13 protein-coding genes are annotated in these 13,391 nt (G+C 36.4%); 9 read left to right on the forward strand and 4 right to left on the reverse strand.

The genetic code is table 11. From position 1 onward, the window contains the following. Positions 1 to 44 precede the first annotated feature (44 nt). Genes M899_RS15360 through M899_RS15370 form a run of 3 tightly spaced genes read left to right on the forward strand, consistent with a single transcriptional unit; the run spans position 45 to position 2,126 of the window. Positions 45 to 1,166 carry a sensor histidine kinase gene (locus tag M899_RS15360; protein WP_021272398.1) on the forward strand — a complete coding sequence of 374 codons (1,122 nt, stop codon included), beginning with the start codon at positions 45 to 47 and terminating at the stop codon, positions 1,164 to 1,166. A gap of 43 nt (positions 1,167 to 1,209) precedes the next feature. After that, on the forward strand, positions 1,210 to 1,665 hold the full coding sequence (locus tag M899_RS18025; protein ID WP_021272457.1) for a YiiD C-terminal domain-containing protein: 456 nt from the start codon (positions 1,210 to 1,212) through the stop codon (positions 1,663 to 1,665). Further along, positions 1,662 to 2,126: an ASCH domain-containing protein gene (locus tag M899_RS15370; RefSeq protein ID WP_021272338.1), complete on the forward strand. Its 465-nt coding sequence runs from the start codon at positions 1,662 to 1,664 to the stop codon at positions 2,124 to 2,126. The genes M899_RS18025 and M899_RS15370 overlap by 4 nt, the downstream gene beginning before the upstream one ends. A gap of 8 nt (positions 2,127 to 2,134) precedes the next feature. Here M899_RS15370 and M899_RS15375 read toward each other — a convergent pair whose 3' ends face one another. Next, the gene (locus M899_RS15375) at positions 2,135 to 2,860 is read right to left on the reverse strand and encodes a hypothetical protein (RefSeq protein WP_155897241.1); all 726 of its coding nucleotides are present in this window, start codon (positions 2,858 to 2,860) and stop codon (positions 2,135 to 2,137) included. A gap of 166 nt (positions 2,861 to 3,026) precedes the next feature. Between M899_RS15375 and M899_RS15380 the strand changes: the two genes are divergently transcribed. Then, positions 3,027 to 4,619 (forward strand): methyl-accepting chemotaxis protein, encoded by a 1,593-nt coding sequence (locus M899_RS15380; protein ID WP_021272455.1) that lies wholly within the window; start codon positions 3,027 to 3,029, stop codon positions 4,617 to 4,619. Positions 4,620 to 4,656: 37 nt separating this feature from the next. Here the strand turns inward: M899_RS15380 and M899_RS15385 are convergent, their stop codons facing one another. The 3 genes from M899_RS15385 to M899_RS18030 form a co-directional block, all read right to left on the reverse strand. Next, positions 4,657 to 4,971, reverse strand: coding sequence for a hypothetical protein (locus M899_RS15385; protein WP_021272422.1), 315 nt, complete (start codon positions 4,969 to 4,971; stop codon positions 4,657 to 4,659). Between the two features lie 61 nt (positions 4,972 to 5,032). Further along, on the reverse strand, positions 5,033 to 5,548 hold the full coding sequence (locus tag M899_RS15390; protein ID WP_021272363.1) for a response regulator transcription factor: 516 nt from the start codon (positions 5,546 to 5,548) through the stop codon (positions 5,033 to 5,035). A 3-nt stretch (positions 5,549 to 5,551) separates the two neighbouring features. After that, the gene (locus tag M899_RS18030; RefSeq protein WP_052610367.1) at positions 5,552 to 6,793 is read right to left on the reverse strand and encodes a sensor histidine kinase; all 1,242 of its coding nucleotides are present in this window, start codon (positions 6,791 to 6,793) and stop codon (positions 5,552 to 5,554) included. Positions 6,794 to 6,863: 70 nt separating this feature from the next. Between M899_RS18030 and M899_RS15410 the strand changes: the two genes are divergently transcribed. From M899_RS15410 to odhB, 5 genes are all read left to right on the forward strand, one after another. After that, positions 6,864 to 7,895 carry an FAD:protein FMN transferase gene (locus M899_RS15410; protein ID WP_196801782.1) on the forward strand — a complete coding sequence of 344 codons (1,032 nt, stop codon included), beginning with the start codon at positions 6,864 to 6,866 and terminating at the stop codon, positions 7,893 to 7,895. A gap of 6 nt (positions 7,896 to 7,901) precedes the next feature. Then, positions 7,902 to 8,144 (forward strand): (Na+)-NQR maturation NqrM, encoded by a 243-nt coding sequence (nqrM, locus tag M899_RS15415; RefSeq protein ID WP_021272360.1) that lies wholly within the window; start codon positions 7,902 to 7,904, stop codon positions 8,142 to 8,144. 64 nt (positions 8,145 to 8,208) lie between these two features. Beyond that, positions 8,209 to 9,267: a methyl-accepting chemotaxis protein gene (locus M899_RS15420; protein ID WP_021272467.1), complete on the forward strand. Its 1,059-nt coding sequence runs from the start codon at positions 8,209 to 8,211 to the stop codon at positions 9,265 to 9,267. A 158-nt stretch (positions 9,268 to 9,425) separates the two neighbouring features. Further along, positions 9,426 to 12,152 carry a 2-oxoglutarate dehydrogenase E1 component gene (locus M899_RS15425; RefSeq protein WP_021272355.1) on the forward strand — a complete coding sequence of 909 codons (2,727 nt, stop codon included), beginning with the start codon at positions 9,426 to 9,428 and terminating at the stop codon, positions 12,150 to 12,152. A gap of 12 nt (positions 12,153 to 12,164) precedes the next feature. Next, positions 12,165 to 13,379, forward strand: a complete 1,215-nt coding sequence (odhB, locus tag M899_RS15430) for a 2-oxoglutarate dehydrogenase complex dihydrolipoyllysine-residue succinyltransferase (protein ID WP_021272443.1) — start codon at positions 12,165 to 12,167, stop codon at positions 13,377 to 13,379. Positions 13,380 to 13,391 lie beyond the last annotated feature (12 nt).

The raw sequence follows: 13,391 nt of genomic DNA on the forward strand, positions 1-13,391 counted from the left end.
AAATTTACTTTTCCAAAATCCCGTTATGGCCTAAATTTAAAGTTATGTATTTTGATAATAAAAATATCAACTTTAAAGAGTTAATTGAACTTTCAGCGGATCAACTTGAAGACGGAATTGTTATTCTCGATAATCAATTTCGCTGTCTGTTTCACAATCGGGCCGCTTTGGAAATTTTTGGCTCACGAATTCATAGTATGAAGGTTGCTAGACATCAGAGCAATGATTTTATTTTTTATAAAGAAGATGGAGTTACTGAATTTAATTCTGATGACCTTCCTGAAAGAATTGTACTAGGTGGAAAAAAGATAACTAATATGCAAGTCTTTTTTACCAAAGATGAGGATCATTCTAAAAAGTGGTTACTGCTTAGTGGTAGTCCTATTATTCAAGATGGTGAATGCAGTGGTGGGATTTTTATTTATAAAGATAAAACAGAAATCAATGCACGAGAATTTCAAGAGCAAATATCTAAAGAGAAATTAAGAATTGCTATTGAACGAAGAGATGAATTATTAAGAATGTTGGCACATGATTTATTAAACCCAATTGGATCTATTAGAGGGATTGCCGAGATACTTAAAGAGAATGAACAAATTCCTAAGGGCGACCTTGAGCTTGTTGATATCATTTTAAATGCTGCTGATGGATTGATTCAACTGTTAAATGATACTCTTGAACAGGCCATGTATAAAAGTGAAAACAATTATCTGAAGGAAAGAATTCATCTTCATTCTTTTCTCACTGGTCAAAATAAAATCTTTGAGCTACTCGCAAAAAATAAAAATATTCAATTTTCTATAGAATGTTCTCTGGATCATTATCTCGAATTCGGTGCTTATGAGTTGTCTAAAATTCTTCAAAATTTAATTACTAACGCAATTAAGTTCACACCAGAAAATAAAAATGTCTTTTTAAGGGTGAAGGAAAATTCAGATTTTTTAATTATAGAAGTAATCGATGAAGGCGTTGGGATGAGTGATGAAGTAATGCTAAAAATTCTTTGTTCAGGAACTGTTGACTCAAAGTCTGGAACTGATGGCGAACATGGTCACGGTCTTGGTCTTCATTATGTGAAAAATATACTTAAATTGAATGGCGGTAATTTTCTCATCTCTCATAATCCTAAAGGTGGAACAATTGTTACTGTCTCATTTAGAAAATAAGATGTGTCTTGTATTCTAAGAACTTATTTTCTATTCTATATCCATGGAAAAAAGATTACGCGAAATTGAAGATCTTATTAAAGAAAAAATACCAATGACCAGTCATTTGGCCTTTAAGCTTATTTCTTTTGAAAATGATGAACTCAAGCTTAGTTGTCCGCTTAAAGAAAATGAAAATCATCATGGAACTATTTTTGGCGGGTCACTTGCTATGGCCTCAATTGTATCTGGTTATTCTCTCACATTCACAGCTTTAGAGGATAGACTTGGGAAAGATTGGGACGATCTTTACCAATTAGTTATCAAAGACTTTGCTTGTGACTATAAAAGACCTGTTCATTCTGACACAGTATGTGTGTCTCGACCAGAAACTCCAATTTTTGAATTTGTAGAAACACTTCTCAGAAAAGGTAAGGCCCGTTTAAAAGTTAAAACTGTTATTTCTGATGATGAAGAAAGGCTCGCATGTGAGGCAACTTATGTTGCATATAAAAAATGACAATCAAGATATCTGAAAAAATTCAACAGTTTTGGAATTCTTTTATAAGTTCTGATGAGAATTATACTCATCTGAAAGATTATAAATTTCACGCCTGGAGTTTTGGTTATACTTCAGATCTGGCCAACAAGTTAGGCGCTCTTGTTTTATCAGGTAAGAAAACGGCAACCTGTAGCTTACTGCGTTCTTATCGTGGATATGAAGATGAGATACCCCGCGCGGGAGTCTTCAGTGTCCTTTGTGATGGTAGCGAAAACCCATTATGCATTATTCTCATTACTCACACATGGATTGAAAAATTCAGCGATGTTGATGATAGACAGGCCTTTGAAGAAGGAGAGGGCGATAGGACTCTAGCATATTGGCGCAAGGTACATATCGATTTCTTCACAGAATATTACAAAGATTTCTCCGAAGATGAAGACCTTCTATGTGAGCGATTTAAAATTGTTTATAAGTAAAAGTAGTTCTACTTAAAGTAAGTTGATTCTCGATATTTATTTAATTTTTGATCATTCTTTTTGATTTCACTAATTCGTGCAGGAATGGCCAAAATGTTCATTACGGCACCGATGGCGAAAAGTCCTTCTTTAACAATCTTTCCTCCCTTATCTTTGGCCCCATATTCTCTAATCGTGATGATATTACCAAGCTCAAATACTCCTATGAGGTCAGGAGTTGTTGTTAAATCAAAAACAACTCTAAATTCAAAGTTCTTTCCTTTCATCTGTTGAAAGTATGAGTTCTTTAAGAGTCGATCTAATTCCAAATTCAAATTGACGTTAAGATAGGGGGAAGAACATCTTGTTATTTTTTTTGCCATAAATCCTTTCTTATTAAAATTTAAAAATATATGACAATGACCAAGAATACTCTTTTCCCTCAGGGCATAATCGTATTGAATCATTCTCAAACGAGCACTCAGTTGTAGTACTTCTGAGCCACTTGCGAAGATGAAGTCTTTCTCATTTTCTTCAAGGCTTTTTGGAGTTATTGCTAAATCTTTTAAACTCACTTTTCCAATTCCTCTATTTGCTTTTTTAGTTTTTGTTTTTTTCTTTTCTCTCTTTTTTATTTTTACGGGAATCTGTTTCCTTGATAGTGCATTCTCCATCTGTACGGAATGGCCCTTTATATGAAAGAACAAAATGAGGGCATGAATGAGTACTGAGAAAATAATCGTTAATTTAAACATTAATTAATTAGAGAAAATATGGTCGAATTTGGCGTTAACTCCTTGTTAATATTTGGTCAAATTCTCCTATTGATCATCAATTTTCTCTATCCATAGATAGTTTAATTTCATTATATCCAAAAAGCATAGGCCCTTAAGATGATGAAGTAGTAATAAAGGAGTACGTATGTTGGATTTCTCAAAAATAGATATTAAACGCAGGTTGGTGATTGGTTTTCTTATCGTTCCTACAATTATGGTTATTTTAAATATTGTAGGCATTAGTGAAGTTAATTCGATCGATCGCGAACTCTATCAAATCAATGATGTTACGAGTGTGAAGCAAAGGTATGCAATCAATTTTCGAGGTAGCGTTCACGATAGAGCAATTAGTATTCGTGATGTTATTTTAAATTCTGATCCTTTGGAAATTGATAAGTCTATTTCTGACATTAGAACTCTTGAGCAGGACTATAAAAATGCTGCCATTAAGCTTGATGATATTTTTGAAAAAAATATCGTTAATGAAAAAGAAAGAAGCCTTTTAGAAAATATTAAGAAAATAGAGCAAAAAGCATTACCCATTATTAACAAAACTATGGAGTATAAAAAGAATAATCAGCTTGCGTTGGCCCAGGACACTTTGATGAATAATGCCCGTCCTGTTTTTATTGCATGGCTTGCGAGTATTAATGCTTTTATTGATTATCAAGAGTCGGTAAATAATATAGATGCAATATCTGCAAGAAATACGGCCAGCGGATTTCAAAATCTTATGATTATTCTAACGGCCATTAGTCTCTTGGTTGCAATTGTTTCGGGGCTGATTGTTACAAAATCAATTGTTGATCCTTTGAACCGTGTGGCACATGATATTGATAAATCTTCAAATAAAGTTGCCTCAGTTGCTGATCATATTCGATCTTCTAGTAACTCTGTTGCCACAGGTTCAACCAAACAAGCGGCGTCTATTGAAGAAATTAGCTCGGCCATTGAACAAATGAACCATATCGTAAGACAAAACGCAGAATTTTCTGAAAGGACTTCATCACTGGCCCAAAAATCTCGTGAAAGTGCTCAGGAAGGGGAGCGTGTTGTGATGGATATGGTTAATGCGATTGAGGCAATTAATGAAAGTAATTATAAAATCATGGGCCAGGTGGACGATAGTAATCGTCAAATGAGTGAGATTGCAAAAGTTATTGAGCAAATTGGTGAGAAGACAACCATTATCAATGATATTGTTTTTCAAACGAAACTTCTTTCTTTTAATGCTTCAGTTGAAGCAGCAAGAGCAGGAATTCATGGTAAAGGCTTTTCTGTTGTGGCCGAAGAGATTGGAAAACTTGCTCAAATGAGTGGTGTTGCAGCTAAAGAAATTTCAGATATGTTAACAAACTCTAGTGCCAAAGTTGAATCAATCGTCAGTGAAACACAAAGTCGAGTTAGTGAGCTAATTGAGTCAGGTAAAGAAAAAGTTGAAGCGGGAAGTATAATTGCAAGACAATGCTCAGATGTTTTACAGGAAATAGTCGTAAAGGTTAACAGTGTTACAGATATGGGTGTTGAAATGAGAAACTCTTTGAAAGAGCAAAGTGAAGGCTTTTCTTTAATCACAAAAAATATTTCAGAAATGGACAAAGTAACCCAAGAAAACTCTGTCCTCGCAACTGAAAATGTGACAACGATTCACTCTCTGAATGCGCAGACCATTGAGATGCGAAAGGCATACAGTAATTTGTCTGCACTAGTTGGGAACGAAATAAAAATTTCTGCCTAAATGACATGGCCCTTATTTTTAATAAGGGCCTTTATTTTTAATCACATTTTTTGATCACTAATCTCTTTGTATCCCCAGCATAAGGTGAATAAGTCAAATGAATTGACTGCTCATCTTCGGCCACAGTGAATTCAGAAATTTCAATTTCATCAAAGTAGTTGTCATTTATAAATTCGAGAGCATTAATGGTTTGTTCAGTTGTCGCTTCGAAACAAATCTTACTATTACCATAATAGAGTTTGTGGATTTCAAGTGAGCACTTTTCAAAGTTGGTTGAAGCTTCAATAAAACGACAGTTTGCAGATACGTTTAGGCAAGTAACAAGTGTTAGTGTAGCGATGATTGATTTCATGGATTCTCCTTATAGAACTATAAGGAACTATCGAATATCTAAATTCGAGTTACATGTCAAATTATTTCGGGGTGTACTTTTTGAGCTTTCTTTGTAAGCTCTGACGGTGAAGTCCTAAGATTTTTGCGGCCTTAGAAATATTTCCATCACATTGTCCTAGAACAAATTCAATATGTTCACGTTCTTTGCGCTCCAAGCTCATTTCTTCATTTTCTAAAACATTTTGGATATCGGCCCTATTTCCTTTAATGGTTGCAAGAAGTAGAGGAAAAGAAATTGGTTTGATCAAATAATCGTCAGCACCTTTTTTTACAGCATCAACTGTTGACGTTATACTCCCATGTCCTGTGAGAACAACAAGTCTGGCAAGAGGCCACTTCTTTTTAAAGTTTGGAATAAAATCAATGCCATTATATTCGCCTAGTTTTTGATCTAAAATAATATGGTCAATATTTTCATCCAAAGTTAGAGCATTTTTAGGATCGGAATAGGTATAAAGTTCGATATTATTAAATTCAAATTCCATTTTAAGAACTGTGGTGAAGTTGAGATCATTTTCAACTAAGAGAACTTTCATCATCTAATCCTTATGCTCAAGAGATTTAGAAATAATTAAATTAGCTACTGTTCCTCTTGTTGTTCCTTTTCTTCTTTCAATTGAAAGATTTCCGCCAAGCATTTCAAGTAAGGTCTTTGCATTATAAAGTCCTATTCCTGTACCTTGCTCTTTTGTTGTATTAAAAGGAGTTCCAAGTTTTATTAAAACAGATTCATCAATTCCTTCGCCATCATCAGTAATTTCAATGATGAAATGGTCTTCATTTTTATTAAGTGAAATGATGACTTCATTTGCATCGGCCTCAAATGAATTTTCAATAATATCTACAATCATTTTTGTGAAAGGAATTTTCGGTAGTAAAACATATGTTTCACTGATTGCTGGGGTGAATTTGATATTTAAATCTTCTCTAAGAAAATTATCAGTTGTTTTTTCCAATATTTCATTAAGAGAAGTCTTAGAGAGTTTTATATCTTTGTCATCTAGTCCCATTGACATCATTGATTGCAGACTTAATTCACATTGCGAGAATGAATTGCGAATTAATTCCATATCTAATTGTGTTGCTCTTCCTTCTTTTATTCTATCCAAGCACAATCTCATTGTTGCAAACGGGGTGCCCAGCTCATGGCAAAAACTTGCGCTAAGAGCTCCTAGGGCCTTGAGACCGTCAACTCTTATATTTTGTTTCACCATATTTTGTAATCGAAGACCAGTTTGTTCTAAGAGATATGAAAGCCAGCTCATTAAAGAAAAGCTCGCAAAGAGAACAATATAGATTCCAATTAAATCGTGGGCCTGTGGGATGAAATCATCACTTTGTAAATAAGGTGACCAGATTTGTAAAAGAAGCATTTGAGCACACGAAAGAAGAAGGACAATACTTTCTTTGAAGTTTACAAAAAGTGGGGCAATCATGGGAATTAGAAGCATTATGAAGTATGTCGGATTAACAATCCCACCTAAAAAGTAGAAGGCAATTGTTGTTATGATTAAATCTAAAAACAGTTGCCAAAAATTTGATACGGGAGCGCTCCCATTTTTTTTGTACTGATCTTCGAAAATATTGTTGATGAGTGTTGCGGCCATGAGAACAAAAATTACTTTAACAAATTGTTCACTGGCGATCAGTTCAGTAATGGCCATCATCATGGCCATTAGGGCCAAGAGAGCACACATCAACCAGCGCAACCTAATCAAAATGAGGGCATCAAGTTTGCCGGCCGAGAGATTAAAAGTATTGATATTGAAATATTTAATCATGGGCCTTTTCTATGACAATTTGTGTAAAATATCCATGGCCTTATTTCTTCTTTTTGGATAAAAAATGGCCATGAAAACACTATCTTTAATCTTTCTATCCCTATTTTTATTGAGCGCTTGTACAGAGCAAAAAGTTTATTCACTTTTTGGCAAAACAATGGGCACAACTTATTCAGTAAAGTACACTTTAGGTAAAGTAACTATTTCTGAAAAAGCGCTCCAGGCACTTATTGATGAGGAGCTTGTTCATGTGAACGCTCTCATGTCGACTTATATTCCAACTTCTGAGATTTCACTTTTTAATAAAAATCAAAGTAGTGATTGGACAGTTATTCATCAAGATTTTTTCTATGTTCTAGAGCATGCTCTTGGCGTAAGTGAGGCCACTAATGGCATTTTTGATCCAACAATTGGTCCTCTTGTAAATCTTTGGGGCTTTGGGCCAGATGGTACGCGCAAAGTTCCTGAAGCACAAAAGCTTGCTTTTGCCATGGAGGCCGTCGGTCATAACCTTATCGTGATCGATAAAGAAAATCGACGCATCAAAAAGTTGCACCCAAGACTTTATTTAGATCTTTCGGCCTCAGCAAAGGGCTATGGTGTTGACGCAGTGGCTAAGGTTTTGGATCAAAAAGGAATCCATGATTATATGGTAGAGATAGGTGGCGAGGTGAAGACATCTGGCCTAAAAAATGGTCATAAATGGAAAATTGCCATTGAAGCGCCACATCCAACAAATATTACTGAGCGCTATCAAAAAGTTGTTTCTCTTTCGAACCTTGCCATGGCCACATCTGGTGATTATCGCAATTTCTTTGAGCAAGGTGGAAAAAAATATTCCCATACGATAAACTTTAAAACAGGTAAGCCTGTAGAGCATACTATGGCCTCAGTAACGGTTATCGATGAAAAAAGTTGTATGAACGCCGACGCATGGGCCACAGCTTTTAATGCAATGGGTCCAGTCGCGGCCATGGAGCTGGCCGAGAAATTAAATATAGCCGCATACTTTATTTACAGACTTGATAATCAAGAAAATGGACAAGAGGCCTCGCAATTTGTTAGTAAAGAGTCCTCTGCTTTTAAAAAAATCTTTGAGTAGGTTGATATGAAATATTTTTTAATCACATTTGCTGTCCTCTCTCTATCAATTGTTGCTATGGCGATTGGATTCATCTTTGCCAAGAAAGAGTTGAAGGGTTCATGTGGTGGTCTAGGTAATGTTATTGGTGAAGATTGCATGTTCTGCGGTAAAAAAGAAGAATGTGACAACGATCCCGAGCATAAGGCCGAGTGTGTAAAGCTAGAATGCACTCCAGATAATAAAGTTGAGCTTGTTGTTCAGCATTAAAAAAAATTAATCTTTTAAATCACTAAAATCGTTTAAACTTCTCTTATGTTAAATGAGGGAAGTTATGCTTAATTTATTCAAAAAAAAGAAATCAAATCATTCAAATATTGTTCATAAAGTTGAAGAAAAGATCGTTTACCGAGAAGATACAGCTAAAGTCAGTGCGCTAGAGTCACGATTGCATATCCTCGAAGAAGAAAATGAAAAGCTCAAGAGCGCTCTTCAAAATATTCAAAGTGGGCTTTCACAGGCCGTTTCACGCTCTCAAAAGGCCGTTACAGAGTTTAAAAGTAATGAGCACAATGTTGAAATTGTACTTAGTGAAGTGGCCACAATTGAGCAGGGCACAGGCCATCTTAATCAAGTCGTAGAAGAAACCCGAGAAGTTGTAAAAGAAGTGAACACCAATACAGAAAGTGTTTTAGAGCTGATCCAGAATATTGAATCTATTGCGACACAAAGTAAGCTCTTGTCTTTCAACGCTTCTGTTGAGGCGGCCAGGGCCGGAGAGGCCGGAAAGGGCTTTGCTGTTGTGGCCATGGAAGTCCAGAAGATGTCTGTGCAAACTTCTGAACTTTTGGCGCAGATCAAAAAGGGTATGGAGAGAATCACAGGCTCTAGTGATCGCTTAAATCACTCAATTGACCGCTCCCATGAGGCCAGTTCAAAAATTTCTTCAACCCTTCTCAATTTTAAAGAAGTTTTAGTGGAACTTTTGAATAGAAATTCTGCTTCGCTAGAGGACGTTTACTATACGAACGATCAAATTTTTATGTCACTCGCAAAAATCGATCACGTGATTTGGAAAATCAACACATACCTTTCCGTTATTCATGGCAGCGCTGTTTTTGATTTTGTTGATCACAAGAATTGTCGACTAGGAAAGTGGTATATTGGTGGCGACGGGCACAAAAACTTTTCTAATGTGCGCGGTTATTCGAGCTTGGATTTGCCGCACTCTAAAGTACATAACTCGACTAAATCGATTTTGTCGCTGCTTGAAACCACTTCTAGCATTAACTATGAGATGCTCACAGAAGAAGCGCGCCAAATGGAAATTGCCAGTCAGGAAGTATTCTCAATTCTTGATGAAATTTTAGAAAATAAGCCCCGTCAACATTGAGGTTGCGGGGCGTAACTTTCTCAAGTATTCCAGCAAGATAAATCTGCCTAGAGTAAAAGAATTCTTCACGAAATGGTAACTTAGTAATATATTAAAAGTGTGTTTTAATAAGTTGACCCTTTAACTCAGACAATCGTCTTAAATGGATTTTTATTTTTATGAAGAATCTCGATTTTACCCACTTATCAAGTTCAGACATTACTTACATTGACTCGCTTTTTGATCAATACAAAAAAGATCCTAATGCGCTAGAAGAGTCATGGCTAAAATTTTTCCAAGGTTTTGAATTCGGTTCAAATTCTCCTGCTGGAGGAGGCGACTTAAGTGAAGCAAAACTTAGAAAAGAATTTAATGTTTTCAGAATGATTCAATCATACAGAACAAGAGGACATTTACTTTCTGATACAAACCCAATTCGTCCACGTAGAGACAGAGATGCAAGAATTTCACTTAAGCATTACGATCTCACAGAAGCTGATCTTGATGAAGTGTTCATGGTAGGAGAGTTTGTTGATTTAGGTCCAGCAAAACTAAAAGATATTATCGATCGCATGAATAGCATCTACTGTAACAAAGTTGGTGTTGAGTACATGCATATTAACAATACAGACATTCGTCGTTGGGTAAGAGAAAAGTTTGAAAAAGGTTCAAGCACAATTCAAATTCCTTTCGAAAAGAAAAAAAGAATTCTTGAAAAATTGAATGAAGCAAACGTTTTTGAAAACTTTCTTCAAACAAAATATACAGGGCAAAAGCGTTTTTCTCTTGAAGGTGGAGAGACGACAATTCCAGCTCTAGACGGTATCATCAATAAAGGTGCTGAGCTTGGAGCGAAAGAATTTGTTTTTGGTATGGCCCACAGAGGGCGTCTAAACGTTCTTGCAAATATCATTGGTAAAACTTACGAGTACATTTTTTCTGAATTCGAAGGAAATTCACTTGAGCAGCAACAAGGTCAAGGTGATGGAGACGTGAAGTACCACATGGGCTTTACATCAATTAGAAAAGCTACAGGTGGGGAAGATGTCACTTTAAAAATTCTTCCAAATCCATCACACTTAGAAACTGTTGCGCCAGTAGCAGTGGGTTACTGTCGTGGTCTAGTTGATCTTAACTACGAAAAAGATACATCGAAAATTGTTCCAATTATCATTCACGGTGATGCCGCCGTTGCGGGTCAAGGTGTTGTTTACGAAACACTTCAAATGTCTGAACTTGATGGTTACCAAGCAGGGGGAGCAATTCACTTTGTAATTAATAACCAAATCGGTTTTACGACTGACTTTGCTGATGCTCGTTCATCTGCTTACTGTACTTCAGTTGCTAAGATGCTTGATATTCCTGTTTTTCACGTTAACGGGGATTATCCAGAGGCCGTTCTTTTTGTTTCTGAACTTGCAATGGAATTTAGACAAAAATTTAAGAAAGATGTTTTCATCGATATGGTTTGTTATAGAAAGCATGGTCACAATGAAGGGGATGAGCCGAAATATACTCAGCCACATCTCTACGGACTAATTGCTAAAGCTAAAAACCCAAGAGAGCTTTACCTTGATAGACTTCTTTCTAGTGGTGAGCTTAATAAAGATCTTGCTGAACAAATGACTGATCATTATAAAAATCTTCTTTCTGATCGTTTCAACAGCGTTAAGGAAAAAGATCTACCAGGAAGAGTTAAGGGACCACACAGAGAGTGGGAAAACTTAACTTGGTCTAAGCCATCGGACTTTGAAAAATCTCCAAATACAGCAGTGAAAAAAGCTGATCTAGAAAAAGTACTAGAGGCGATTACTTCTACACCAGAAGGTTTTAAAACTCTTAAGAAAGCTCAAAAGCTTCTTGATGAGAGAAAGACGAGATTTGCTGAAAATAAAATTGACTGGGCCCTAGCAGAGCTTTTCGCTTACGGAACTCTTCTAAAAGATGGTCACAATATTAGATTTACAGGTCAAGATGTAATCCGTGGAACTTTCTCACATAGACACGCAAAAGTATTTGATGAGAAAACTAATCACGCCCACTGTGGTCTTGCTCACATTTCAGAAAAGCAAGGTAAAGTTTTTATTTATAACTCTCTTCTATCTGAGTACGCAGTTCTTGCATTCGAGTATGGTTACTCGCAAGCAAGTCCAAGCTCGATGAATATTTGGGAAGCTCAGTTTGGAGACTTCTCTAACGGTGCTCAAATTATGATCGACCAATTCATCTCTGCTGCTGAATCAAAGTGGAGAAGAATGAGTGACCTTGTAATGCTTCTTCCTCATGGTTATGAAGGGGCGGGACCTGAGCACTCGTCATGTCGTCCAGAAAGATATCTACAGCTTTGTGCTGAAGACAATATGGTTGTTGGTAACTTTACAACACCTGCGAATATGTTCCACGCTCTAAGAAGACAGCTTACTTGGAACTTTAGAAAACCACTTATTGTTTTCACTCCAAAGTCACTTCTAAGACACCCTCTATGTGTTTCATCTGTAGATGATTTAACTAAATCAAACTTCCAAGAAGTTATTGATGACTCTGCGGTTAAAGCAAAAGATGTTAAACGTGTTGTTTTCTGTACAGGGAAGATTTACTACGATCTATTAAAGAAACAAGAAGAAGATAACAGAAAGGATGTGGCCATTGTTCGTCTTGAGCAGTTGTTCCCACTTCCAGAAAAACAAATTACTGAAGTACTTAAAAAATATAAAGGTGCTGATCTTAAGTGGGTACAAGAAGAACCATTTAATATGGGTTACTGGACATACTTATTAAGATTCAGAGAACTGTTTAGAGACTTTGATTGCATTTCGAGAAAAGCTTCGGCCTCTCCTGCAACAGGTTATGCAGCAGTTCACCAAAGAGAACAAAACGAAATAGTTGAGAAAGCATTTAAATTATAAAGGACAGAGATTATGGCCGTTAAAATTACAATTCCAAGTATTGGAGAGTCTATTAGTGAAGTTACACTAGCATCATGGACAGTGAGCGAAGGTGACTACGTTAATGAAGGTGACATCATTTGTGAAATCGAATCAGACAAGGCAACTGTTGAGATGCCTGCTGAGCAAAGTGGTGTAATTAAATTTTTAGTTGAAGAAGGTTCAGACCTGCCAATCGGCGCTGAGATTGCTGAACTTGATACAGATGCAGCTCCTGCAGCTAGCGCTCCTAAAGCTGAAGCTCCAGCTACAAGTGCACCTGTTGCAACTTCAGCTGCTGCCCCAACTGGTGGAGACAAGAATTATCCATCTCCTGCTGCAAGAAAAATTCTTGAAGAAAAGGGTGTTGATGCTTCTTCTGTTGCTGGTTCTGGTAAAGATGGACGTATCACAAAATCTGATGCCATGAGCGCGAGTGCTGCTAAACCTGCTGCAAGTGCACCAAAGGCCGCTCCTGCACAAACGCCAAAAATGAGTGCAAATTTCTCTCGTGTTCAAAACGTTGAGAAGATGACACGTTTAAGAAAAACTATTGCAAACCGCTTAACAGAAGCGAAAAACTCAACAGCAATGCTTACAACTTTTAATGAAGTTGATATGCACAATGTAATGCAGCTTCGTAAGAAATATAAAGATGCATTTGCTGCGAAACATGACATCGGTCTTGGTTTCATGAGCTTTTTTACAAAAGCTTGCACAATCGCTTTAAAAGAGTTCCCACAAGTTAATGCTCAAATAAACGGTGAAGATATTATCTTCCATGACTATGCAGATGTTGGTGTTGCAGTTTCTACTCCTAAGGGACTTGTTGTTCCTGTTGTGAGAAATGCTGAGTCGTTATCTCTTGCTGATATTGAAAGAGAAATTAAGAGACTTGCCATCAAAGGTCGTGACGGTAAGTTAACTGTAGATGAAATGCAAGGTGGAACTTTTACGATCACTAATGGTGGTGTATTTGGTTCAATGCTTTCAACTCCAATTATCAACATTCCACAATCAGCAATTCTAGGAATGCACAATATTGTTGAAAGACCAGTTGCTATTAATGGTCAAGTTGTTGTTCACCCTGTAATGTATCTTGCACTTTCTTATGACCACAGAATTATTGACGGTCGTGAGTCTGTAGGATTTCTGAAACTCGTTAAGGATTTAATTGAGGATCCTTCGAGAATGCTTCTTGATATCTAATTTTTTTGTTTT

The sequence above is a fragment of the Bacteriovorax sp. BSW11_IV genome, from assembly GCF_000447755.1.
In the GTDB taxonomy this organism is placed as follows: domain Bacteria; phylum Bdellovibrionota; class Bacteriovoracia; order Bacteriovoracales; family Bacteriovoracaceae; genus BSW11-IV.